At 67.2% G+C, this 21095-nt stretch carries 27 protein-coding genes; 12 read left to right on the forward strand and 15 right to left on the reverse strand.

Features of this window, described 5'->3' with window-relative positions; all coding sequences use genetic code 11:
• The first annotated feature begins 63 nt into the window (after positions 1–63).
• From BLS74_RS02060 to BLS74_RS02070, 3 genes are all read left to right on the forward strand, one after another.
• Positions 64–642 carry a TetR/AcrR family transcriptional regulator gene (locus tag BLS74_RS02060; protein ID WP_093102536.1) on the forward strand — a complete coding sequence of 193 codons (579 nt, stop codon included), beginning with the start codon at positions 64–66 and terminating at the stop codon, positions 640–642.
• 86 nt (positions 643–728) lie between these two features.
• Complete coding sequence (locus BLS74_RS02065) at positions 729–1862, forward strand: thiolase family protein (RefSeq protein WP_093102538.1); 1134 nt, start codon at positions 729–731, stop codon at positions 1860–1862.
• A gap of 43 nt (positions 1863–1905) precedes the next feature.
• Positions 1906–2358 carry a MaoC family dehydratase gene (locus BLS74_RS02070; RefSeq protein ID WP_244503713.1) on the forward strand — a complete coding sequence of 151 codons (453 nt, stop codon included), beginning with the start codon at positions 1906–1908 and terminating at the stop codon, positions 2356–2358.
• On the opposite strand, the gene BLS74_RS02075 is transcribed toward BLS74_RS02070, so the two are convergent.
• Positions 2355–3158, reverse strand: a complete 804-nt coding sequence (locus BLS74_RS02075; RefSeq protein ID WP_093102541.1) for a ferritin-like domain-containing protein — start codon at positions 3156–3158, stop codon at positions 2355–2357. The genes BLS74_RS02070 and BLS74_RS02075 overlap by 4 nt on opposite strands.
• A 39-nt stretch (positions 3159–3197) precedes the next feature.
• Here BLS74_RS02075 and BLS74_RS02080 point away from each other — a divergent pair, with 39 nt between their 5' ends.
• The gene (locus tag BLS74_RS02080) at positions 3198–3722 is read left to right on the forward strand and encodes a gamma carbonic anhydrase family protein (RefSeq protein ID WP_093102543.1); all 525 of its coding nucleotides are present in this window, start codon (positions 3198–3200) and stop codon (positions 3720–3722) included.
• 23 nt (positions 3723–3745) lie between these two features.
• Positions 3746–4744 (forward strand): Hsp33 family molecular chaperone HslO, encoded by a 999-nt coding sequence (locus BLS74_RS02085; RefSeq protein WP_093102545.1) that lies wholly within the window; start codon positions 3746–3748, stop codon positions 4742–4744.
• Here the strand turns inward: BLS74_RS02085 and BLS74_RS02090 are convergent.
• The 7 genes from BLS74_RS02090 to BLS74_RS02120 are packed head-to-tail and all read right to left on the reverse strand — an operon-like array spanning position 4698 to position 10588.
• Positions 4698–5693, reverse strand: coding sequence for a hypothetical protein (locus tag BLS74_RS02090; RefSeq protein ID WP_093102547.1), 996 nt, complete (start codon positions 5691–5693; stop codon positions 4698–4700). The genes BLS74_RS02085 and BLS74_RS02090 overlap by 47 nt on opposite strands.
• Before the next feature lie 13 nt (positions 5694–5706).
• Positions 5707–6171 carry a beta/alpha barrel domain-containing protein gene (locus tag BLS74_RS02095; protein ID WP_093102549.1) on the reverse strand — a complete coding sequence of 155 codons (465 nt, stop codon included), beginning with the start codon at positions 6169–6171 and terminating at the stop codon, positions 5707–5709.
• Between the two features lie 5 nt (positions 6172–6176).
• Positions 6177–6452, reverse strand: a complete 276-nt coding sequence (gene ftsB / locus BLS74_RS02100) for a cell division protein FtsB (protein ID WP_093102551.1) — start codon at positions 6450–6452, stop codon at positions 6177–6179.
• 18 nt (positions 6453–6470) lie between these two features.
• Positions 6471–7754 carry a phosphopyruvate hydratase gene (eno, locus tag BLS74_RS02105; protein WP_093102552.1) on the reverse strand — a complete coding sequence of 428 codons (1284 nt, stop codon included), beginning with the start codon at positions 7752–7754 and terminating at the stop codon, positions 6471–6473.
• A gap of 25 nt (positions 7755–7779) precedes the next feature.
• The gene (locus BLS74_RS02110; RefSeq protein ID WP_093102554.1) at positions 7780–8067 is read right to left on the reverse strand and encodes a DUF1330 domain-containing protein; all 288 of its coding nucleotides are present in this window, start codon (positions 8065–8067) and stop codon (positions 7780–7782) included.
• Positions 8064–8921: a 3-deoxy-8-phosphooctulonate synthase gene (gene kdsA, locus BLS74_RS02115; RefSeq protein ID WP_093102556.1), complete on the reverse strand. Its 858-nt coding sequence runs from the start codon at positions 8919–8921 to the stop codon at positions 8064–8066. The genes BLS74_RS02110 and kdsA overlap by 4 nt, the downstream gene beginning before the upstream one ends.
• Positions 8918–10588, reverse strand: a complete 1671-nt coding sequence (locus BLS74_RS02120) for a CTP synthase (RefSeq protein WP_093102558.1) — start codon at positions 10586–10588, stop codon at positions 8918–8920. Before BLS74_RS02120 ends, kdsA begins: the two co-directional genes overlap by 4 nt.
• Before the next feature lie 101 nt (positions 10589–10689).
• On the opposite strand from BLS74_RS02120, the gene coaBC reads away from it, so the two are divergent.
• The 4 genes from coaBC to BLS74_RS02140 all read left to right on the forward strand — a co-directional run bounded on the left by coaBC (position 10690) and on the right by BLS74_RS02140 (position 13486).
• Complete coding sequence (gene coaBC / locus BLS74_RS02125) at positions 10690–11910, forward strand: bifunctional phosphopantothenoylcysteine decarboxylase/phosphopantothenate--cysteine ligase CoaBC (protein ID WP_093102560.1); 1221 nt, start codon at positions 10690–10692, stop codon at positions 11908–11910.
• Between the two features lie 2 nt (positions 11911–11912).
• On the forward strand, positions 11913–12380 hold the full coding sequence (locus BLS74_RS02130; RefSeq protein ID WP_093102562.1) for a hypothetical protein: 468 nt from the start codon (positions 11913–11915) through the stop codon (positions 12378–12380).
• Positions 12381–12827 (forward strand): dUTP diphosphatase, encoded by a 447-nt coding sequence (gene dut / locus BLS74_RS02135; RefSeq protein WP_093102564.1) that lies wholly within the window; start codon positions 12381–12383, stop codon positions 12825–12827.
• 167 nt (positions 12828–12994) lie between these two features.
• Positions 12995–13486, forward strand: coding sequence for an outer membrane lipoprotein (locus BLS74_RS02140; RefSeq protein ID WP_093102566.1), 492 nt, complete (start codon positions 12995–12997; stop codon positions 13484–13486).
• Between the two features lie 65 nt (positions 13487–13551).
• Here BLS74_RS02140 and BLS74_RS02145 read toward each other — a convergent pair whose 3' ends face one another.
• Positions 13552–14076, reverse strand: coding sequence for an FKBP-type peptidyl-prolyl cis-trans isomerase (locus tag BLS74_RS02145; RefSeq protein ID WP_093102567.1), 525 nt, complete (start codon positions 14074–14076; stop codon positions 13552–13554).
• 14 nt (positions 14077–14090) lie between these two features.
• Here BLS74_RS02145 and BLS74_RS02150 point away from each other — a divergent pair, with 14 nt between their 5' ends.
• The 3 genes from BLS74_RS02150 to BLS74_RS02160 all read left to right on the forward strand — a co-directional run bounded on the left by BLS74_RS02150 (position 14091) and on the right by BLS74_RS02160 (position 16092).
• A complete protein-coding gene (locus tag BLS74_RS02150) occupies positions 14091–15230 on the forward strand; it encodes a cupin domain-containing protein (protein WP_093102569.1) in 1140 nt (379 codons plus the stop codon).
• Positions 15220–15726 (forward strand): hypothetical protein, encoded by a 507-nt coding sequence (locus BLS74_RS02155; RefSeq protein WP_093102571.1) that lies wholly within the window; start codon positions 15220–15222, stop codon positions 15724–15726. The genes BLS74_RS02150 and BLS74_RS02155 overlap by 11 nt, the downstream gene beginning before the upstream one ends.
• 93 nt (positions 15727–15819) lie before the next feature.
• Positions 15820–16092: a hypothetical protein gene (locus tag BLS74_RS02160; RefSeq protein ID WP_093102573.1), complete on the forward strand. Its 273-nt coding sequence runs from the start codon at positions 15820–15822 to the stop codon at positions 16090–16092.
• A 51-nt stretch (positions 16093–16143) separates the two neighbouring features.
• On the opposite strand, the gene BLS74_RS02165 is transcribed toward BLS74_RS02160, so the two are convergent.
• The 6 genes from BLS74_RS02165 to BLS74_RS02185 all read right to left on the reverse strand — a co-directional run bounded on the left by BLS74_RS02165 (position 16144) and on the right by BLS74_RS02185 (position 20983).
• A complete protein-coding gene (locus tag BLS74_RS02165) occupies positions 16144–16920 on the reverse strand; it encodes an MBL fold metallo-hydrolase (RefSeq protein WP_093102575.1) in 777 nt (258 codons plus the stop codon).
• A 10-nt stretch (positions 16921–16930) separates the two neighbouring features.
• Positions 16931–18010, reverse strand: a complete 1080-nt coding sequence (gene bamC / locus BLS74_RS02170; protein WP_093102577.1) for an outer membrane protein assembly factor BamC — start codon at positions 18008–18010, stop codon at positions 16931–16933.
• Positions 18011–18125: 115 nt separating this feature from the next.
• Entirely contained in the window at positions 18126–19016 is an 891-nt protein-coding gene (gene dapA / locus BLS74_RS02175; RefSeq protein ID WP_280142596.1) for a 4-hydroxy-tetrahydrodipicolinate synthase, read from the reverse strand.
• A gap of 40 nt (positions 19017–19056) precedes the next feature.
• Positions 19057–19584 (reverse strand): class I SAM-dependent methyltransferase, encoded by a 528-nt coding sequence (locus BLS74_RS02180; protein WP_244503714.1) that lies wholly within the window; start codon positions 19582–19584, stop codon positions 19057–19059.
• 29 nt (positions 19585–19613) lie between these two features.
• Positions 19614–19754 (reverse strand): hypothetical protein, encoded by a 141-nt coding sequence (locus tag BLS74_RS34250; RefSeq protein WP_170855468.1) that lies wholly within the window; start codon positions 19752–19754, stop codon positions 19614–19616.
• 11 nt (positions 19755–19765) lie between these two features.
• Positions 19766–20983 carry an MFS transporter gene (locus tag BLS74_RS02185; protein ID WP_093102582.1) on the reverse strand — a complete coding sequence of 406 codons (1218 nt, stop codon included), beginning with the start codon at positions 20981–20983 and terminating at the stop codon, positions 19766–19768.
• Between the last annotated feature and the right edge of the window lie 112 nt (positions 20984–21095).

Consider the following 21095-nt stretch of genomic DNA (forward strand, 5'->3'; position numbering starts at 1 on the left):
GATGAATTTCGCAATGAGGGGCATGCGCTTGTCTTTCGAAATTACCTACCTTATAGTAGGTAGATGAATGCGACTTCGACCGACTTGGCCGGCGCCTCCACGCGGGAGCAGATCCTGCGCGTGGCGCGCGAGCTGATCCAGACGCGCTCCTATCTGGGCTTCAGCTTCCAGGACGTGGCCAACGCGATCGGCATCCGCAAGCCCAGCCTGTATCACCACTTCCCGACCAAGGAAGCGCTCGGCATCGAGGTGCTGCGCGAAGCCATGCAGGCTTTCAAGGACTGGACGGTCGCCAAGGAGCGCTCGCCGCAGGCCGCGCTGGATGCCTACTTCCGCATGTACCGCAACGGCCTGCATGCCGGCGAGGGCGTTTGCCCCGCGGGGGCGCTCGCGCCCGGCTGGGATTGCATCAACGACGAGCTGCGGCAGGCGGTGCGCGACTTGCGCAGCGCGCAGGTGCTTTGGCTCACCGGCGTGCTCGGGGCGCTGGCCTCGGGCCGCAAGCCGTCGGCACCGGTCGGCGAGTTGGCCTCCTATGTATTTGCCGTCTGCCAGGGCGCGCTGCTGGCCGCGCGCATGACCGGCCGCGTGGACGATTTCGATGAAAGCATTGCCCAGTTGAAGCGCTCGCTCGCGAGCTGACACCGTTGTCGAGGCACGTTCAAGCGTGCCTTATTTTTGTCTCGAAGGGCTACCGATTGGTAGGTAGTTATGCAAAGGAGAAACCCATGAAAGCCGTCGTCGCCGGGTACGCCCGCTCCCCCTTCCATTTCGCCAGGAAGGGCGCCCTGGCCGAGGTGCGGCCCGACACGCTGGCCGCAGAAGTGGTCAAGGGCCTGTTGCGGCGCACCGACCTCGACCCCTCGCTGCTCGAAGACATCATCCTCGGCTGCGCCTATCCGGAAGCCGCGCAGGGCAACAACCTGGCGCGCATCGTCGGGCTGCTCGCCGGGCTGCCGCACGAGGTCGGTGGCATGACGGTCAACCGCTTCTGCGGCTCCTCGATGCAGGCGGTGCACATGGCGGCGGCGCAGATCGAGTCCGGCATGGGCGACGCCTTCCTGTGCGTGGGCGTGGAGTCGATGACGATGGTGCCGCAGGGCGGCTTCAACTTCTCGCCCAACCCCGAGCTGAAGGCGAACACCGATGCCTACATCTCGATGGGCGAAACGGCCGAGAACGTGGCCGAGCGCTGGCATGTGAGCCGGGCCGACCAGGAGGCGCTGGCCGTGCAGTCGCACCGGAAGGCGGCCGCCGCGCGCGATGAGGGGCGGCTCGCCGGCGAGATCGTTCCGATCGCCGCAGTTTCGGGTGAATTGATCAGCGCCGACGGCTGCATCCGTCCGGCCACCTCGCTCGAAGCGCTGGCCGGACTGAAGCCGGCGTTCCGGTCCGACGGCGTGGTCACGGCCGGCACCTCCTCGCCGCTCACCGACGGCGCGGCCGCGGTGCTGGTCGTGAGCGATGCCTTCGCCGCCAGGCACGGGCTGCAGGCGCTGGCGCGCATCAAGTCCTTTGCCACGGTCGGCGTCGACCCGGCCGTGATGGGCATCGGCCCGATCCCGGCCACGCGCAAGGCACTGGCACGTGCCGGCCTCACGGTGGTTGATCTCGACGTGGTCGAGATCAACGAGGCTTTCTCTTCGCAGGCGCTGGCCTGCATCCGCGAGCTGGGATTGAACCCAGCCACCGTCAACCTCGATGGCGGCGGGCTCGCGATCGGCCATCCGCTGGGCGCCACCGGTGCGCGCATCACGGGCAAGGCGGCTTCGCTGCTGGTGCGCGAGAAGGGCCGCTATGCGCTGGCCACGCAGTGCATCGGCGGCGGGCAGGGCATCGCCACGGTGCTCGAGCGCGTTTGAGCGCCGCGTGACAAGATTCCCCGCCCACACCCGAGGAGACCCCGTGGCCGGAACCCTGTACCTGGAAGACCTGTCGCCGGGCGCTCGCTTCACGAGCGGCGAACAGGCGCTGGACGCGGCGCAGATCGTCGATTTCGCGCAGCGCTTCGATCCGCAACCCTTCCACCTGGATGTGGAGGCAGCGAAAAGCACCTTCTTCCAGGGCCTCGCGGCCAGCGGCTGGCACACGGCCTCGATCACGATGCGGCTCTTGGTTCAAAGCGGTCTGCCGCTGGCCGACGGCATCATCGGTTCGGGCGGCGAGATCCAGTGGCCCAAGCCGACCCGTCCGGGCGACGTGCTGCATGTCGAGAGCGAGGTGCTGGAAGTGATCCCCTCGCGCTCGCGGCCCGAGCGCGGCATGGTGGTGGTGCGCAGCGAGACGCTCAACCAGCATGGCGATGTTTGCCAGCGGCTCACGACCAAGCTGGTGGTGTCGCGGCGGCCTGCCGGCTAGTCCTGCTGCAGGTTCTGTAGTTCCTCGTCGGTGAACCCGGCCCGCGCGCGGGCCTCGAGGTTGAAGGGCGCCCGCAGGCGCGGCGCCTCGTGCCGCCGATACAGCACGCGGTAGTGCGCGATCGGATCAAGCCCTTCTCGCTCGCACAGCCAGCGGTACCAGCGGTTGCCGATGGCCACATGGCCGACCTCGTCGCGCAGGATGATGTCGAGGATCTCGCAGGCCCTGAGCGCATCGGGCGTGTTCACGCGCCGGAGCTTGGCCTGGATCAGCGGTGTCGCATCCAGCCCGCGCGCCTCCAGCGTGCGCGGCACCAGCGCCATGCGCGCGAGCACATCGTCCTTGGTCTTCTCGCACATGCTCCACAGGCCGTCATGGCCGGTGAAGTCGCCATAGCTGCAGCCCATGCCGCGCAGATGCTCGTGAAGCAGCGTGAAGTGCTGCGCCTCCTCGTCGGCCACGCGCAGCCAGTCGCGGTAGTAGGCCTCGGGCATGCCGTCGAAGCGCCAGGCGGCGTCGAGCGCGAGATTGATCGCGTTGAACTCGATGTGGCAGATCGAATGGACCAGCGCCGCGCGGCCCTCGGGCGTGAAGGGCGAGCGCTTCTCGACCGCGGTGGCGGCCACGCGCAGCGGGCGATCGGGGCGGCCCGGGACGCCGGCCTCGTCGCCGGCTGCGCGGACGGGCTCCGGCGCCATCGGATGCAGCGCGGCCTGCGCCGCCGTGGCGCGCGTCGCCGCGACCTTGCGGTCGGGATCTGTCAGGCGCAGCGCGGCCAGGGCGCCGAGGCGGGGGTGCATCCCTACAATTCTAGTTTTCCCCCCTTCAGGAGCACGGCGATGGCCCTCTACGAAATCGACGGCGTCGCGCCGCAGCTTGGACCGGGCGCCTATGTCGCAGACAGCGCACAGGTCATCGGCCGCGTCGTCATGGGCGAGAATGCGAGCATCTGGTTCGGCGTGGTGGCGCGTGGCGACAGCGACACCCTGACCATCGGCCGCAACAGCAACATCCAGGACCTTTCGATGCTGCATGCCGATGCCGGCGTGCCGCTGACCATCGGCGAGAACGTGACGGTGGGCCATCAGGTCGTGCTCCACGGCTGCACCGTGGGCGACAACTCGCTGATCGGTATCGGGGCAGTGGTCTTGAATAACGCCAGGATCGGCCGCAACTCGATCGTTGGCGCCGGCAGCGTCGTGACCGAAGGCAAGGAGTTTCCCGACAACTCGCTGATCATCGGCTCGCCGGCCAAGGTGGTGCGCACGCTCGACGATGCCGCCGCCGCCCGTCTTCGGCAGAATGCCGACCACTATGTGAAAAACGCCCGTCGCTTCGCGAAGGGCCTGAAGAAGATCGGCTGAAGAAGCCGCTCGGAGAGATTGCCTTGAGCGAGTTGCACAAGTTCCTGTTCGACGGCATGCCGGTGCGCGGCATGATCGTTCGCCTGACGGAAGCCTGGCAGGAAATCCTGGCGCGGCGCGCCTCCAACACGAGTACCGGCGCCTATCCGACCCCGGTGGCCGAACTGCTCGGCGAGATGACGGCGGCGGCCACGCTGATGCAGGCCAACATCAAGTTCAACGGTGCGCTGATCCTGCAGATCTTTGGCGACGGCCCGGTCAAGGTCGCTGTCGCCGAGGTCAAACCCGACCTGAGCCTGCGCGCCACCGCCAAGGTGGTGGGCGAGCTCGCGTCCGATGCGCATCTGCCCGAGATGGTCAATGTCAGCAACAAGGGCCGTTGCGCGATCACGCTCGACCCCAAGGACAAGCTGCCGGGCCAGCAGCCCTATCAGGGCGTGGTGCCGCTTCACGGCGACAGCGGCGAGAAGCTCGGCCGCCTGAGCGAGGTTCTGCAGCACTACATGCTGCAAAGCGAACAGCTCGACACCACGCTGGTGCTCGCGGCCGACGACAAGGTGGCGGCCGGCCTCCTGATCCAGCGCCTGCCGGTGAAGGGCGAGGCCAACCTCGAAGGTACGGCCGCCGGCGATCGCAACCAAGCCAACGAGGACCAGATCGGCCACAACGAGGACTACAACCGCATCTCGATCCTCGCCTCCACCTTGACGCGCGACGAGCTGCTCACGCTCGACGTCGAGACCATCCTGCGCCGCCTCTTCTGGGAAGAGAAGCTGCTGCGCTTCGAGCCGCAGAGCGGCATGTTGGGGCCGCATTTCGCATGCACCTGCGGCCGCGAGCGCGTGGCCCAGATGATCCGCGGGCTGGGTGTGGAGGAGGCCGAGGGCATCCTCGTCGAGCGCGGCGATATCGAGGTCGGCTGCGACTTCTGCGGCAAGCAGTACCGCTTCGATGCGGTCGATGTCGCGCAGCTGTTCACCGCGCCGGGCGACCAGCTGCCGGCGAGCCCGGTGATGCAGTAGATCGCTCGAAGCCGCTGAAGCGGATGTCCGGCGCGCTCGTGTTGTGGCGCGAAGGGAGGCTGCGGCCGAAGCGCACTTCCGCCGCCTGCAGCGTGGACACTTCCGGCAGCGGCTTGGTCTCGGTGGCGGCTTGCGGTGTGGTTCGCCACGACACCTCGCTCATGTCGGCGTTGTCGGGCGCGACGTACATCGAGCGCAGGACCGCGAATCGGGGACCGTGCCGGCGCCCCGGCTTCATGGCGACGCCGAGCGCGGTGCGCGACGCGCTGATCTCCTGGACATCAACAGTCGCTGAGCCACCGTTCGCGAACTTCAGCTTGAACCGGAGCGGCTGCGTGTCGATGGCAATGTCGGTGATGTTCGCGACCGGACGCCCGGCCTGCTCGACCGGCCCCATCACGAAGGACGAACCGTAGACACCGTCGCCGAAGCGCGGTGCCGGCAGCGGCTTGATGCGCCAGTAGCCGTCGGCGGGGTACATCACCAGCGCTTCGAGCGGCTTGGCGCCGGTCTTCGCGAAGACCTGGATCATGTGGAACCCGCCTGCGGTCTTGCGTCCGTCGACGCGCACCGGCACGCGGTGCGGCCGCCAGAAGCTGGGCAGCGTCATGCCGACGACCATCCAGCGCGGCCCGTCGTGCAGCACTTCGCGGCGCTCCTTGAAGGTGTGGCGCGGGTCCGTGGGATGCGTGCTGCCATCGAAGTTGCAGCCCGAAAAATCCGGCGCAGTGATGTCTTTGTCGATGGATGCCAGGTACACGGGTGGCAGCGCCTCGACGCGGAATATGCGGATGTTCTTTCCGCTCAGGTTCAGCGAAACGTTGTCTTCTTCGGCGCAGGCGGTCGCGTGGGTCTCGTTGTCGATCGTCGCCTGGATTGGCGCGGCCGAAACTGCCGCGGAAGACAGCAGGGCCCACAGCAGGGCGGCCGCACGGAGTCTGAGATGCATTCGTTCGGTTCCTTTACGAGCGCTTCGCAACGAGATCGCTGAACAGCCGGTGTTCGCACGCGGGGTCGGAGCACTTGTCGCAGGCCCAGGACCATGCAGCTGCCGCTCCCCGCGCGGCACTTCGGCGGGCGTCGGGATCTGCGGCGGCGTTGATCGCATTCCATGCGTTGGCCAGTTGCTCCGCGCCTTCGCCGTGCACCACCGCAAAGCTCAGGTTCGCGTCCATCAGCGCCTTGCGCAGCATCTCGTCGATCGGCGTCGGCGAGGCCGGGGCGATGAGCAGGATGAGGGCATGGCCGCGATACGCCTCGAGCGCGGTTGCATCGAACGCGTGTTCGGGCAAGGGGTCGGCCACGAGCGTGGCGGCGATGCCGCGCTGCGCAAGCCGTTGCGCGAGCGCCTCGGCGAGCTGGGTATTGCCGCCGTCATCAGCGCCCAGCAGCGCGATCACGCAGCCGGCCGGCAGCGCAGGCGTCATGGCATTCAGCGCGTGATCTGCACGAACACTTCGTTGGGCTTGACCATGCCGAGCTCCTGCCGCGCGCGCTCCTCGACCATCTCGAGCCCTTCCTTCAAGTCGTTGACCTCGGAGTTGAGCCGGTCGTTGGTCACGGCCGCTCGCGCATTGGACTCCTTCTGCTCGGCCAGCTTGTCCTTGAGCTGGACCACGTCGCGCACGCTCCCGCGCCCGGTCCAGAGCTGCCACTGGAGGATCAGCAGCAACAGGACCAGGATGATCGGGACGATGCGTGAACGCATGGCGTCTCGGTCGCAGGGCTAGCGCAGGTTGTAGAAGGCGCCGCGGCCGGGGTAGCTGGCGACGTCGCCGAGGTCTTCCTCGATGCGCAGCAGCTGGTTGTACTTGGCGATGCGGTCCGAACGCGACAGCGAGCCGGTCTTGATCTGGCCGGCGTTGGTGCCGACCGCGATGTCTGCGATGGTCGAGTCTTCGGTTTCGCCCGAGCGGTGGCTGATCACGGCGGTGTAGCCGGCGCGCTTGGCCATCTCGATCGCGGCGAAGGTCTCGGTCAGGGTGCCGATCTGGTTGATCTTGATCAGGATCGAGTTGGCGATGCCCTTGTCGATGCCTTCCTGCAGGATCTTGGTGTTGGTCACGAACAGGTCGTCACCCACCAGCTGCACGCGCTTGCCGAGGCGTTCGGTCAGCATCTTCCAGCCGTCCCAGTCGCCTTCGTGCATGCCGTCTTCGATGCTGATGATCGGGTACTTGTCGACCCAGGTCGCGAGCATGTCGATCCAGTTGCCGGCCGACAGCGTGAGGTTCTCGCCGGAGAGAACGTAGTGGCCGTCCTTGTAGAACTCGCTGGCCGCGCAGTCCAGGCCCAGTGCGATCTGCGTGCCTGCCGTGTAGCCGGCCTTGTCGATCGCCTCCAGGATCAGCTGGATCGCGGCTTCATGGTTTTCGACGCTCGGCGCGAAACCGCCTTCGTCGCCCACGGCGGTGCTGATACCGCGGTCGCCCAGGATCTTCTTGAGCGCATGGAACACCTCGGCGCCGTAGCGCACCGCTTCGCGGAAGCTGGTCGCGCCCACGGGGATGATCATGAACTCCTGCAGGTCCAGGCTGTTGTTGGCGTGCGCGCCGCCGTTGATGACGTTCATCATCGGCACCGGCAGCTGCATGCCGCCCATGCCGCCGAAGTAGCGGTACAGCGGCAGGCCCGATTCTTCGGCCGCGGCGCGGGCCACGGCCATCGACACGGCCAGGGTCGCGTTGGCGCCCAGGCGGGCCTTGTTGTCGGTGCCGTCGAGGTCGTTCAGCGTGCGGTCCAGGAAGGCCTGTTCGCTCGCGTCCAGGCCCAGCACGGCCTCGGAGATCTCGGTGTTGATGTTCTCCACCGCCTTGAGCACGCCCTTGCCCAGGTAGCGGCTCTTGTCGCCGTCGCGCAGCTCGATCGCCTCGCGCGAGCCGGTCGAAGCACCGGAGGGAACCGCCGCGCGGCCCATGGTGCCCGATTCGAGCAGCACGTCGCATTCGACGGTGGGGTTGCCGCGGCTGTCGAGAATTTCGCGCCCGACGATGTCAACGATTGCACTCATCTTTTCTCTTTCTCAAAAATTCGAATCACAGACCTTCGACAACGATCATTCGCATGACCGCCGCACCTTGGCGAGACGCGCGAGCTTCTCCGTATTCAGGCGACTCGCTGAACTTCTTCGCGGCCTCGACGCTCGGGAACTTGAGCACGACGAGGCGTTGCGGATTCCAATCGCCCTCGAGCACTTCGACCTTGCCGCCGCGCACGCAGACTTCTGCGCCGTAGACCTGCATGGCTTTGGAGGACAGCTTCTTGTACTCCTCATATTGCGTCGGATTCGTGACCTCGACATTCGCAATGATGTATGCGCTCATGACTGAAATGTGTTCTCCAGGAATGCGTTTTTCTTGGTAACGCCGTCGAGCGCCAGCAGCGTCTCGAGCAGCGCCTTCATGTGCTTGAGCGGCACGGCATTCGGCCCGTCGCTCAGTGCCTTGGCAGGATCGGGGTGCGTCTCCATGAAGAGGCCGGCCACGCCCACGGCGACCGCGGCGCGCGACAGCACCGGCACCATCTCGCGCTGGCCGCCCGAGCTCGTGCCCTGGCCGCCGGGCAGCTGCACCGAGTGCGTGGCATCGAACACCACCGGCGCGCCGGTCTCGCGCATGATCGCGAGCGAGCGCATGTCTGACACCAGGTTGTTGTAGCCGAAGCTGGCGCCGCGCTCGCAGGCCATGAAACTGTCTTCGGGCAGCCCCTTTTCCTTGGCCGCCGCGCGCGCCTTGTCGATCACGTTCTTCATGTCGTGCGGCGCGAGGAACTGGCCCTTCTTGATGTTGACCGGCTTGCCCGACTGCGCCGCGGCGCGGATGAAGTCGGTCTGGCGGCACAGGAAGGCGGGCGTCTGCAGCACGTCGACCACCTGTGCAGCGGCCGCGATGTCTTCTTCGGTGTGCACGTCGGTCAAGACCGGCAGGCCCAGCTCGCGCTTGACCTTGGCCAGGATCTCCAGGCCCTTGTCGCGGCCCGGGCCGCGGAAGCTGGTGCCCGAGGAGCGGTTGGCCTTGTCGAAGCTGCTCTTGAAGATGAAGGGGATGCCGAGCGCGGAGGTGATTTCCTTCAGCGTGCCGGCAGTGTCCATCTGCAATTGCTCGGACTCGACGACACAGGGGCCGGCGATCAGGAAGAAGGGCTTGTCGAGCCCGATGTCGAATCCGCAGAGTTTCATGCCACGACCTTCAGTGCTTTCTTGTCCGCGCCCTGGTGTTCCAGCGCCGCCTTGATGAAGGCGTTGAACAAGGGATGGCCGCTCCACGGCGTGGACTTGAATTCGGGGTGGAACTGCACGCCCATGAACCACGGGTGCACGTCCTGCGGCAGCTCGACGATCTCGGTCAGATGCTCGCGCTGGGTGAGCGCCGAGATCACCAGGCCGGCGCGGCGCAGCTCGTCGAGGTAGTTGACGTTGGCCTCGTAGCGGTGGCGGTGGCGCTCGGTCACCACGTCGCCGTAGATGCTGTGGGCCAGCGTGCCCGCGGCCACGTCGGAGCTTTGGGCGCCCAGGCGCATGGTGCCGCCGAGGTCGGACTTCTCGTCGCGCAGCTTGATAGTGCCGTCGTTGTCCTTCCACTCGGTGATCAGCGCGATCACGGGGCAGGAGGTTTCGGGATCGAACTCGGTGCTGTTGGCGTTCTTGAGCCCGGCGACGTTGCGGGCGTACTCGATGGTCGCGACCTGCATGCCCAGGCAGATGCCGAGGTACGGCACCTTCGTTTCGCGGGCAAAACGCGCCGCCGAGATTTTGCCCTCGACGCCGCGCTGGCCGAAGCCGCCCGGCACCAGGATCGCGTCGTACTTGGCGAGCCGGGCCACGTCCTGCGGGGAGATGGTTTCCGAGTCGACGTAGTCGATCTTCACGCGCGCATGATTCTTCATGCCGGCATGGCGCAGCGCTTCGTTGAGCGACTTGTAGCTGTCGGAGAGGTCGACGTACTTGCCGACCATCGCGATCGTCACTTCCTTCTGCGGATGCTCGACCTCGTAGACCAGGTCGTCCCAGCGCTTGAGCTTGGCCGGCGGCGTGTTGATGCGCAGCTTGTCGCAGATCAGCCCGTCCAGGCCTTGTTCGTGCAGCATGCGCGGCACCTTGTAGATGGTGTCCACGTCCCACATCGAGATCACGCCCCATTCGGGCACGTTGGAGAACAGCGAGATCTTGGCGCGTTCGTCGTCCGGAATGGGCCGGTCGGCGCGGCACAGCAGGGCATCGGCCTGGATGCCGATGGCGCGCAGTTCCTTGGCGGTGTGCTGGGTGGGCTTGGTCTTGAGTTCGCCGGCGGCGGCGATCCAGGGCACGTAGCTCAGGTGCACGAAGGCCGAGTTGTTGGGGCCCATGCGCAGGCTCATCTGGCGCACCGCTTCGAGGAAGGGCAGCGATTCGATGTCGCCGACGGTGCCGCCGATCTCGACGATCGCCACGTCCACCTCGTGCGGCGTGCCGAGGCCGGCGCCGCGCTTGATGTATTCCTGGATCTCGTTGGTGATGTGCGGAATCACCTGCACCGTCTTGCCGAGATAGTCGCCGCGGCGCTCCTTCTCGAGCACCGACTTGTAGATCTGGCCGGTGGTGAAGTTGTTGGCCTTGCGCATGCGCGTGGTGACGAAGCGCTCGTAGTGGCCGAGATCGAGGTCGGTTTCGGCGCCGTCGTCGGTGACGAAGACCTCGCCGTGCTGGAAGGGCGACATCGTGCCGGGGTCGACGTTGATGTAGGGGTCCAGCTTGATGAGGGTGACTTTGAGGCCGCGCGATTCGAGGATCGCGGCGAGCGAGGCGGAGGCGATTCCCTTGCCCAGGGAAGACACCACACCACCGGTGACGAAGACGAATTTGGTCATGCCAGTTCCGAACTTGCAGGTCCGGGCAGTGGGAAATGGGGATTATAGGTGGGGCCTCTTGCCCTGGCCGCCGTAGGGCCGCCACAGATACACTGCCGGCCATGCAAGACCTCGCAGGAAAACACATCGTTCTGGGCCTGACCGGTGGCATCGCCTGCTACAAGTCGGCCGAACTTTGCAGGCTGCTCGTCAAGGCCGGCGCCACCGTGCAGGTGGTGATGACCGAGGCTGCCACGCAGTTCATCACCCCGGTGACCATGCAGGCGCTGTCCGGCCGGCCGGTCTACACCTCGCAGTGGGACGGGCGCGAGGCCAACAACATGCCGCACATCAACCTGAGCCGCGAGGCCGATGCGATCGTGCTGGCGCCTGCGAGTGCCGATTTCATTGCCCGCCTGGTGCAGGGGCGTTCCGACGAACTGCTGAGCCTGCTCTGCCTCGCGCGTCCGGCCGAGCGCGTGCCGCTCCTGATCGCGCCGGCCATGAATCGCGAGATGTGGGTTCATCCGGCCACGCAGCGCAACTTGCGCCAGGTCGACGCCGACGGCGCTCGGGTGCTGGGTGTCGGCAACGGCTGGCAGGCCTGCGGCGAGACCGGCGACGGCCGCATGCTCGAGGCCGAGCAACTTCTCGAGGAGATCGTGGCGCAGTTCCAGCCCAAGGTGCTGGCCGGCCGGCGCGTGGTCGTCACGGCCGGCCCGACCTTCGAGGCGCTCGATCCGATCCGCGGCATCACCAACCACTCGTCGGGCAAGATGGGCTTTGCCATCGCGCGCGCGGCGCGCGAGGCGGGCGCCGAAGTCACCCTGGTGGCCGGCCCGGTGCACCTGCCCACGCCGCGCGGCGTCGGCCGCGTCGACGTGATCTCGGCCAAGGAGATGCTCGACGCGACCCTGCGTGCCACGCAGGATGCGGCGGTCTTCGTCGCAACGGCCGCGGTGGCCGATTGGCGGCCGGCATCCCACAGCAAGCACAAGATCAAGAAAGACGGCAGCGGCCAGCCGCCGGCGCTCCATTTCGTCGAGAACGACGACATCCTGCTCACCGTCGCGCAAGGCGAGCGCGCCAAGGCCGGCCGGCTGTTCTGCGTGGGTTTCGCGGCCGAAAGCGAAAACCTGGCCGAGCACGCGAAGGCCAAGCGCGAACGCAAGGGTATTCCGCTCCTGGTCGGCAATATCGGCCCGCTGACCTTCGGGCAGGACCACAACAGCCTGCTGCTGGTCGACGCCAAGGGCGTGCGCGAGTTGCCGCGTGCGCCCAAGCTCGCGCTGGCGCGCGACCTGGTGGCCGAAATCGCGGCACGCCTGCCGGCAAGGAGCTAGCGATGAATCCCCAATGGAACACGCCGCCTGATGGCGACTTCGCGAGCTACGTGGAGCGGCTGACCGCGCAGGCGGCATTGCCCAGAAGCGAGAACCAGAACGGCGAGCACGGTCTGGACGTCGGCATGACGCCGTCCTCCGAGCCGCACAACGCGATCGCGGATGCGGCCTCTGCCGCGCGGCGCAGCGCCCAGTCGAATGGCGAGGTGCGCCCGGCGGCGGGCAGCGGCGACGTGGTGCGCAAGATGATCAAGGTGCTGGGCATCGTCTGGGTCCTGATCCTGCTCGTGCTGTTGTCGCTCGACGTGCCCTTGGGCGTGGTCGCGGTGGTGTTTGCGATTGGCCTCTGGCTGGCGCACAAGCTGCGGCGCCTGGCGCTCCCTCCCGGCATGGAGAACTGGAAGCAATGGGTCGAGGCAGCGGCCAGGAAACAGCAAGAACATCAGCAGCAAAAAAGGCGTGGCAAGTAAGTGAAAGTCGACCTTCGAATCCTCGATCCCCGCATGCAGGACCAGTTGCCTGCCTATGCAACCTCCGGCAGCGCCGGGCTGGACCTGCGCGCCTGCCTCGACGCGCCCATCACGCTGGAACCGAACGCCTGGCAACTGGTGGGCACCGGCATTGCGGTCCACCTGGCCGATCCCGGCTACGCCGCGCTGATCCTGCCGCGCTCGGGCCTGGGCCACAAGCATGGCATCGTGCTCGGCAATCTCGTCGGGCTGATCGACAGCGACTACCAAGGCGAGCTGAAGGTCAGCGCCTGGAACCGCAGCGACACCGCCTTCGTGCTGCAGCCGATGGAACGGCTGGCCCAACTGGTGATCGTGCCGGTGGTGCAGGCGCAGTTCCGGGTGGTGTCGGAATTCCCGCCCAGCGAGCGCGGCGAAGGCGGCTACGGCTCGACCGGCAAGCATTGAGGCGAGAGGCTGTAGGCTCGCTCCCACAGGTAAAGAATGGAACCGGGGATGCGGTTTTGGCATCGAAGGTTTCAACATGTGTGCACGGTCATCGCGCAAGAGCGCGATGCGTTAGGACACATGCGGAGCGCGCATCGCGCCAGACCTGTTTCGAGGAGCACTACACCATGAAGATTTCAATCCGCCTTGTTTCCGTCACTGCATCCGTTCTTGCGCTCGCAACCCTGACCGCCTGCGTGGCGCCGGCGCCGGTCTATCAGACCTCGCGCTATCCGTACCAGCCGGTTCAGCCGGTGGCCCAGTCGCCCTATGTGGAATATGGCCATGTGGCCAATATCGAGGTGCTGCGCAGCCAGACCGCAGGCACCGGCACCACCGGCGGCGGTGCGGTGGCCGGCGGCGTCCTCGGCGGCGTGGTCGGCAATCAGTTCGGTCATGGCAGCGGCCGCGCGGCGGCGACTGCGCTGGGCGTGGTCGGCGGTGCGCTGCTGGGCAACAGCATCGAAGCCAACCGCAACGCGCCGCGCGTCTACGAAAGCTACCGCGTCTCGATCCAGACCGACAACGGTGCCTACCGTTCCTTCGATGTGCCGAGCCCGGGCGACCTGCGCGTCGGCGACCGCGTGCGCATCGACGGCGGCCAGATCTCGCGCTTCTGAGCGCGCAGTGCACAAAAGAAAAAGCCGGGCATGCCCGGCTTTTTTTGTCCTTGTGTCCCTTGTTGTTAGTGCAGCAGGTCGTTGCCCGGCGCCATCGGCGGCACCTTGAAGAAACCTGTGCCCGCCGTGCCCCGGCCGATTTCTTCTTCGGTGGCTTCGCGCACCGACTTCACCGTGATGTCGAGCCGGATCGCGATACCTGCGAGCGGATGGTTGCCGTCGAGCACCAGGTGCTCGGGGTAGATCTCGCTCACGGTGTAGATCGCGTTCTTGGGCATGTCATGATTCACGCCCGCGGGCAAGGCGGCGCCGTCGAAGGTCATGCCTTCTTCCGTGCCTTCAGGAAAGAGGGCGCGCGGCTCGAGGAAGAGCAGCTGGTCGTTGAAGTCGCCGAAGGCCTGTTCAGGTTCGAGCTGGAGCAGCACCCGAGCGCCGGGCCCGTGGCCGAGCAGGGCGGCCTCGATCGCATCGAAAAGATCGTCGCCACCGACCAGGAATTCGACCGGATCGTCGAGCACGTCGAGCACCTCGCCCAGGGTGTCTTTCAGCGTCCAGGTCAGGCCGACCACGCATTGTTCAGAGATTTCCATTGCAGAATTCTCCCATGGAGATTCATCGATCGTTGCCTTTGCTCGGCGGCCTCAGCGCTTCGCAATTCATGCGCCGTCACTGGCAGAAGAAACCGCTGCTCGTGCGCCAGGCCGTGCCCGCCATGGAGCCACCGATCGAGCGCCAGGCGCTGTTCGCGCTGGCCGAACGCGAGGAGGTCGAGACGCGGCTCATTCGCCACGGCAAGGCCGGCTGGACCCTGCGGCATGGCCCCTTGCCGCGCAGGGCGCTGCCATCGCTGAAGCAGCCTGACTGGACACTGCTGGTGCAGGGCGTCGATCTGCATCACCAGGGCGTTCATGCATTGTTGCAGCAGTTCCGTTTCGTTCCCGACGCGCGGCTCGATGACCTGATGATCAGCTATGCGAGCGACGGTGGCGGCGTCGGCGCGCATTTCGACAGCTACGACGTGTTCTTGCTGCAGGCCCAGGGACAGCGCCGCTGGTCCATCGGCAAGCAGCGCGATCTGCGCCTGCAGCCCGAGGTGCCGCTCAAGATCCTGGCGCAGTTCGAGCCCGAGCAGAGCTTCGTGCTCGAAGCCGGCGACATGCTCTATCTGCCGCCGCGCTACGCGCACGAGGGTGTCGCGGTCGGCGGCGACTGCATGACCTATTCGATCGGACTGCGCGCGCCGGCCGCCGCCCCGCTCGGCGTCGACCTGCTCGCGCGCATCGCGGAGGCGCAGGCCGAGGCGCTGGAGGATGCGCCGACGAAGACGGCGCTTCATTACCGCGATCCCACGCAGCCTGCGGTGGAGGCGCCGGCGGCGATACCGCCCGCCCTGCAAGCCTTTGCGCGCGATGCGGTGTTGGCCGCCTTGCGCAACCCCGACGCGATCGATCGTGCGCTGGGCGAATCGATGACCGAGCCCAAGCCCACAGTCTGGTTCGACCAGGGCGAGTTGCCGTCGGCGCTCGCCGGCGTTGCGCTCGACCGCCGCACGCGTATGCTCTACGACGCGCGGCATCTCTACATCAACGGCGAAAGCTTTCGCGCCTCGGGCCGCGATGCGAAGTTGATGCGCCTTTTGGCCGATCAGCGCGCGCTCGGTCCGCGCGATCTCCGAGGCGCGAGCGAAGGTGCGCTGGCGCTCCTGGGCGACTGGTGCGAAGCGGGGTGGCTGCATGCCGAATGAAGAAGTCGACACCACGTCCTTGCCCGAGGGGCCCTTCGATGGCCGTCATGCCTTTCAGGCCCATCTGCATGCGGCGCTCGCTGCTGCTGTGCAACAGAACTGGCGCGAGATCGTCCTCTCCGACCCCGGCTTCGGCGATTGGCCGCTGGGCGAGCGCGCCATCGCCGATGCGCTGCAGGCCTGGTCGGCCAACGGGCGCAGCTTCGTGCTGCTGGCGCAGCGCTTCGACGTGTTCGAGCGCGAGCATGCACGCTTCGTGCACTGGCGCCGCATGTGGAGCCACATTGTCGACTGCCGGGCCTGCGAGGGGCCGGGCCTGCCGCAGGTGCCGAGCGGCATCTGGACGCCGTCCTGGTGTCTGAACCGCATCGATGTCGAGCGCAGCCGCGGTGTCTGCGGCCGCGAGCCCGCGGGCCGGCGCGCCTTGCGCGAAAGAATCGACGAGTGCCTGCGGCATGCGCGACCGGCCTTTCCGGCTTCCACGCTGGGCTTGTAAGCCAATGCCGCGAATCGCGGCGCCAGACATCTTCCTGCGAAGGTGCAGGTCTAGAATTTTTCTTTCGAGACCTTCATCCAAAGGAGTCATGTAATGAGAAAGTCCGTCCTGCTCGCCTCGCTGATCGCCGCTGCTGCATTGACTGCTTGCGGCAAGAAGCAGGAATCCGCGCCGGCCGTCGTCACCCCGCCGCCTGCCTCCGTCACGCCGGCACCCGCACCTCCGCCTCCACCGGCAGCAGCACCTGCTGCGCCCGATACGTCGGCCACGACGCCTGCACCGTCGCCCGGCTCGCAGTCGGCACTCGATGCGGCCAATGCCGCCACCGAAGCGGCCAAGAAGAAAGAGGAAGCACCCAAGCAGTAAGGCTGCAGCACAGATGCTCAAAGGCCGCCTTCGGGCGGCCTTTTTCATTGCCTAGAGATCGAGCCAGGGCGAGCCCTCTGCGGCGTTCGCCGTCAGCATCTCGTCCTCGCCGGCGCCGAGTGCCTCGGCCATCGCGCGCCGCACGATCTCGGGCCGGTTGTTCTGTTCGCTGAGGTGGGCTGCCAGCACGTGGCGCAGTCCGCCGTGATGCACGGCACGCGCAATGGCCGCCGCGGCGGCGTTGGACAAGTGGCCGTAGTTGCCGCCGACGCGCAGCTTCAGGAAGGGCGGATAGGCCGAGCCGGCCAGCATGTCGCTGTCGTGATTGAACTCGATCAGCAGCGCGTCGAGCCCCATCAAGCGGGCCAGCACGTGCGGTGTCGCGTGCCCGAGGTCGGTCAGCACGCCGAGGCTGCGTGCGCCATCGGTGCAGCGCAGCTGCAGCGGCTCACGGGCATCGTGCGGAACGGTGAAGGGCTGGACCACGATGTCGCCGACTTCGATGTCAGCGCCGTCGCGCGCCAGACCCAGGCGGCCTTCGAAATCGCGCCCGCCGGTGGCGAGCCAGGTGCCCTCGCTCATCCAGACCTGCAGCCGCTCGCGGCGCGACAGCGCGTGTGCGCAGCCGATGTGGTCGCCATGCTCGTGCGTGACGAAGACCGCGTCGATGTCGCAGGCCGCGAGGCCTGCGCGTGCCAGCCGCGCGTCGAGCTGCCGCAGCCCGAAGCCGCAGTCGATCAGGAGCCTCGATGTGCGGCCGCCGCTCGTCGCCTCGACCAGCGTGGCATTGCCCGTGCTGCCGCTGCCCAGACTGCGGAAGCGCAGCATTCGAGAAGACCTACTTCAGGTCGTCCGCGATGACCTGCACGATGCGTTGTGCATTCGCCGAGGTTTCGGGCGCGCCGCTTTCGTTGAGTACCGCCACCGTGCTGGCATCGCCCTGGCCCTTGACCATGATGCGGTACTTGAGCGGCGCCTCGGCCTTGCCCGAGCTGCTGAACAGCTTGCCGAAGAAGCCGGGCTCCTTCTTGTCCGGGTTGGGCGCCACGTAGCGCACGAAGTAGGTGCCGGCGCTGCGGTCGCGGTCTTCGACCGTGAAGCCGGTGCGGTCCAGCGCGAGGCCGACTCGGCGCCATGCCCGCTCGAAGTTCTCGTTGATCTGCACCACCGGCTGGCCACCGACGTTGGCGACGCTGGCGGTGCGCGCGGGTGCGCTGGTCGCGGCGAGCAGCTTCGACTGCTCCTGCGAAACGCCCAGCTTCACCATCAGGCGGCGCAGGAATTCGGTTTCGAGCTCGGGGTCGGTGGCGCGCGGCTGCCAGACCGTCTGGTCCTTGCGCGCGGTGTTGTAGACCTCTTCCATGCCGCGGTGGCTCACGAAGATCTCGGTGCCGTTGGGCGTGCGCTCGAGGCGGGTGCGGAAGCGATCGAGTTCGCCGGTGGAATAGACCGAATCGACCAGCTTGCCGAGCGTGCCGCGGATGACGTCCTGCGGCAGCTTGGCACGGTTCTCGGCCCAGTCGGTCTCCATGATGCCGAGGTTGCGCTGATCGGTGGTGAGCAGGAAGCCGTTCTCCTGCCAGAAGTCGCGCACCGGCTCCCAGAGCTGGTCGGGCGAGCGGTTGACGACGATCCAGCGCTGCGAACCCGAGCGCTCCATGCGAACGTCGCCGATGTTGCCGACGGCCGTCGGGATGCTGGGCGCGTTGGCAATGCCGGCCTGGTAGCCGCTGGCCGTCACCGCGCCGCCGGGCACCGCGTAGCGGTTCTCGCGCGAGAGCTGCGTGAGATCGGGCGGCACTTCGAGCGTGGGTGCCTTGCCGGCGCTCTTGTAATCGATCTTGTCGCTCTCGAGGACCGAGCAGGCGGCGAGGCTGGCGATCAGGGCCAGCAGTGCGAATCGCGAAATGGTTTTCAACGTCGTCTTCCTTGTGGAATGTTTAGCTCAATCGATGGGCAGCAGCGTCCCGCTGTGTCAGAGCGCCGGCTGCGCAAAAGGTTGCCGGCGTTCGCGAAGGGCGGTGCGGATGGAATCAGTCCTTGAGCAAGCCGCTGGCGCGCAGCGCGGACTCGACCACCGGACGGCTCGCTTCGGCGAGCTCGGTGAGCGGCAGGCGCAGTGCACCGCCGCACAGGCCGAGCCGGGCCATGGCCCACTTGACCGGGATCGGATTCGGTTCGACGAACAGATGGCGATGCAGCGGCATCAGCTCGAACTGGATCTGCATCGCGCGCCGGGTGTCGCCGGCGATCGCGGCCATGCAAAGCTCGTGCATCTTGCGCGGCGCCACGTTGGCCGTGACGCTGATGTTGCCCTGGCCGCCGCACAGCATCAGCGCGACGGCGGTCGGATCGTCGCCCGAATAGACCGCGAAATTCTTCGGCAGATCGCGGATCAGCCACTGCGCGCGTTCGATGTTGCCGGTGGCTTCCTTGATGCCGACGATGCCGGGCACCTGCGCCAGGCGCAGCACGGTGTCGTGCGCTATATCGGCCACCGTGCGGCCGGGCACGTTGTAGAGCACGATGGGCAGATCGCCCACGGCCTCGGCGATCGCCTTGAAGTGCAGGTACTGGCCTTCCTGCGTCGGCTTGTTGTAGTAGGGCACCACCTGCAATTGCGAGTCGGCGCCCACGCCCTTGGCGAACCTGGCGAGTTCGATCGCTTCCTTGGTGGAATTGGCGCCGCAGCCGGCCATCACGGGAACGCGGCCCTTGGCCTGTTCGACCGCGACGCGGATGATCTCGCAATGCTCCTCGACGTCGACCGTCGGCGACTCGCCGGTGGTGCCGACCACGCCGAGGCAATCGGTGCCTTCGTCGATGTGCCAGTCGATCAGCCGGCGCAGGGCGGGATAGTCGACACTGCCGTCGTCATGCATCGGCGTGACGAGCGCGACGATGCTGCCTGTCAGTTGCTCCAAGGGGGTCTCTTTTGTCGGTGGACGAAAAGCAGACATTCTACTAACTGGCGGCGGGTCCTCGGAGCGGGTGGCGCGGCGGCGTTCCGGGCGAGTGGATGGCGGGCCGGACGGCCGCGATCCGCTGCATGAAGCGCTCCGGCTGTGCCAGGAAGCCATCCTCGTAAGCCACGACCCGCAGGCCCGCGCAGGCGCCGAGCAGTTCGCCCGGCTGCAGCAGGAAATCGGGCCGCGAGGGCTTGCCCACGGTCTCGTTGCCCGCGGCGAAGGTTTCGTAGAGCAGCACGCCGCCGGGCGCGACCGCGGCGACGATGTCGGGCAGGCGCGGCCGCCAGAGGTAGTTGGTGACGATCACCGCCCCGAATACCCGGCCGCCAAGGGGCCAGGGCCCGGACTCGATGTCGGCCAGCACAGCCTGCCCGAACTCGGCCGCCGAAGCGATGGCTTCCGGCGACCGGTCCACGCCCGTCACCGGATGCCCGCGCTCGGCGAACCAGCGCATGTGCCGCCCCGCGCCGCAGGCCACGTCGAGCACGGCGGCGCCGGGCGCCAGCAGGTGCGACCAGCGCACGATCCAGGGGGAGGGCGGGAGGTCGTGGCTCAGAAGCAGGCCCAGATCTGGTCCACCAGCGTCACGAGGAAGCCGGGGCGCGTGTAAAGCGCGAACACGCCCAGCAGCGCCAGCACCGCCGCGCCCAGCCAGCCGGCTTGCACGAGGTGATGGCGTGTGTTGGGGCGCATGGCGAAGGATCTCAGGCCGGCTGCGGAACCGGGCGCGCGATCGCGCCTTCCTTGACCGGCAGGTTGACCAGCGCCGCGAACACGCCGAGCGCGATTGCGAGGTACCAGACGATGTCGTAGCTGCCGGTGCTGTCGTAGAGATAGCCGCCGAGCCAGACGCCGAGGAAGGAGCCGACCTGGTGGCTCAGGAACACGAAGCCGCCCAGCATCGACAGGTGCGCCACGCCGAAGATCTGGGCCACGATGCCGCTGGTCAGCGGCACGGTCGACAACCACAGGAAGCCCATCACGCTCGCGAACACGTACACCGTGAGCGGCGTGATCGGCGTCAGCAGGAAGATCGCGATCGCCGCCGCACGGCTGAAGTAGATGGCGGCCAGCAGCTTGCGCTTGGCCAGCCGGGCCCCGAGCGAGCCTGCGACGTAGGTGCCGAAGACATTGAACAGGCCGACCAGCGCCAGCGCATAGCTCGCCACCTCGGGCGACAGCCCCTTGTCGCGCAGGTAGCTCGGCATGTGCACGCCGACGAACGCCAACTGGAAGCCGCAGACGAAATAGCCCGCCATCAGCAGCACGAAGCTCTGGTACTTGAAGGCCTCGTGCACCGCCTGCAGGATGGTCTGGTCGCGGTGCGCGACGGCTGCGTGGCCGACACGCGGCTCGCGCAGGCCGAAAGCGAGCGGCACGATCAGGAGCACCATGAGCGCCAGCACCAGCAGGGCCGTGTGCCAGCCGAAGCCCGCGATCAGGTGGCCCTCGACCGGCACCATGAGGAACTGCCCGAAGGAGCCGGCCGCGGCGGCCACCCCCATGGCCCAGGAGCGCCGCTCCACCGGAATCTGGCGGCCGATCACGCCGTAGATCACGGCGTAGGTGGTGCCAGCCTGCGCGGCGCCGATCAGCACGCCGGCCGTCAGCGCGAAGAGCAGCGGCGTGGGCGAGAGCGCCATGCCCGCGAGGCCCAGGGCGTAGAACACCGCGCCCATCACCAGCACGCGAAAGGCGCCCAGCTTGTCGGCCAGCATGCCGGCGAAGACGCCGATGACGCCCCAGGACAGGTTCTGGATCGCGATCGCGAGCGAGAAGCCTTGGCGCGACCAGCCCTGTTCCTGCGTGATCGGCTGCAGCCAGAGGCCGAAGCCGTGGCGGATGCCCATGGAGAGGGTGACGATCATGGCGCCGCAAAACAGGACTTGCTTGAGCGACAGCGGCTTGAGGGTGGAATTCATTCCAGGCAATGTATCCAAAGCCGGAGCAGCCGCATGGCACGGCGGCGACGGGGATTGTTGATATTTTCGGGCCGCGCTGATGCGGCGGCGGCATCAGAGGGCTTCTGTATGT

Origin of the sequence: Variovorax sp. CF079 (genome assembly GCF_900101545.1) — a bacterium.
In the GTDB taxonomy this organism is placed as follows: Bacteria; Pseudomonadota; Gammaproteobacteria; order Burkholderiales; family Burkholderiaceae_C; genus Variovorax.

Excerpts from the sequence above, each read along its gene's own strand:
- BLS74_RS02165 (WP_093102575.1), bottom strand. The coding sequence starts at position 16,920 with ATGCTGCGCTTCCGCAGTCTGGGCAGCGGCAGCACGGGCAATGCCACG.
- BLS74_RS02145 (WP_093102567.1), bottom strand. The coding sequence starts at position 14,076 with ATGGAAATCTCTGAACAATGCGTGGTCGGCCTGACCTGGACGCTGAAA.
- BLS74_RS02060 (WP_093102536.1), top strand. The coding sequence starts at position 64 with ATGAATGCGACTTCGACCGACTTGGCCGGCGCCTCCACGCGGGAGCAG.
- BLS74_RS02185 (WP_093102582.1), bottom strand. The coding sequence starts at position 20,983 with ATGAATTCCACCCTCAAGCCGCTGTCGCTCAAGCAAGTCCTGTTTTGC.
- BLS74_RS02090 (WP_093102547.1), bottom strand. The coding sequence starts at position 5,693 with ATGCATCTCAGACTCCGTGCGGCCGCCCTGCTGTGGGCCCTGCTGTCT.
- BLS74_RS02140 (WP_093102566.1), top strand. The coding sequence starts at position 12,995 with ATGAAGATTTCAATCCGCCTTGTTTCCGTCACTGCATCCGTTCTTGCG.
- coaBC (WP_093102560.1), top strand. The coding sequence starts at position 10,690 with ATGCAAGACCTCGCAGGAAAACACATCGTTCTGGGCCTGACCGGTGGC.
- ftsB (WP_093102551.1), bottom strand. The coding sequence starts at position 6,452 with ATGCGTTCACGCATCGTCCCGATCATCCTGGTCCTGTTGCTGCTGATC.
- BLS74_RS02150 (WP_093102569.1), top strand. The coding sequence starts at position 14,091 with ATGGAGATTCATCGATCGTTGCCTTTGCTCGGCGGCCTCAGCGCTTCG.
- kdsA (WP_093102556.1), bottom strand. The coding sequence starts at position 8,921 with ATGAAACTCTGCGGATTCGACATCGGGCTCGACAAGCCCTTCTTCCTG.
- BLS74_RS02080 (WP_093102543.1), top strand. The coding sequence starts at position 3,198 with ATGGCCCTCTACGAAATCGACGGCGTCGCGCCGCAGCTTGGACCGGGC.
- BLS74_RS02095 (WP_093102549.1), bottom strand. The coding sequence starts at position 6,171 with ATGACGCCTGCGCTGCCGGCCGGCTGCGTGATCGCGCTGCTGGGCGCT.
- BLS74_RS02065 (WP_093102538.1), top strand. The coding sequence starts at position 729 with ATGAAAGCCGTCGTCGCCGGGTACGCCCGCTCCCCCTTCCATTTCGCC.
- BLS74_RS34250 (WP_170855468.1), bottom strand. The coding sequence starts at position 19,754 with ATGCGCCCCAACACACGCCATCACCTCGTGCAAGCCGGCTGGCTGGGC.
- BLS74_RS02155 (WP_093102571.1), top strand. The coding sequence starts at position 15,220 with ATGCCGAATGAAGAAGTCGACACCACGTCCTTGCCCGAGGGGCCCTTC.
- eno (WP_093102552.1), bottom strand. The coding sequence starts at position 7,754 with ATGAGTGCAATCGTTGACATCGTCGGGCGCGAAATTCTCGACAGCCGC.
- BLS74_RS02130 (WP_093102562.1), top strand. The coding sequence starts at position 11,913 with ATGAATCCCCAATGGAACACGCCGCCTGATGGCGACTTCGCGAGCTAC.
- BLS74_RS02110 (WP_093102554.1), bottom strand. The coding sequence starts at position 8,067 with ATGAGCGCATACATCATTGCGAATGTCGAGGTCACGAATCCGACGCAA.
- BLS74_RS02160 (WP_093102573.1), top strand. The coding sequence starts at position 15,820 with ATGAGAAAGTCCGTCCTGCTCGCCTCGCTGATCGCCGCTGCTGCATTG.
- BLS74_RS02120 (WP_093102558.1), bottom strand. The coding sequence starts at position 10,588 with ATGACCAAATTCGTCTTCGTCACCGGTGGTGTGGTGTCTTCCCTGGGC.
- BLS74_RS02075 (WP_093102541.1), bottom strand. The coding sequence starts at position 3,158 with ATGCACCCCCGCCTCGGCGCCCTGGCCGCGCTGCGCCTGACAGATCCC.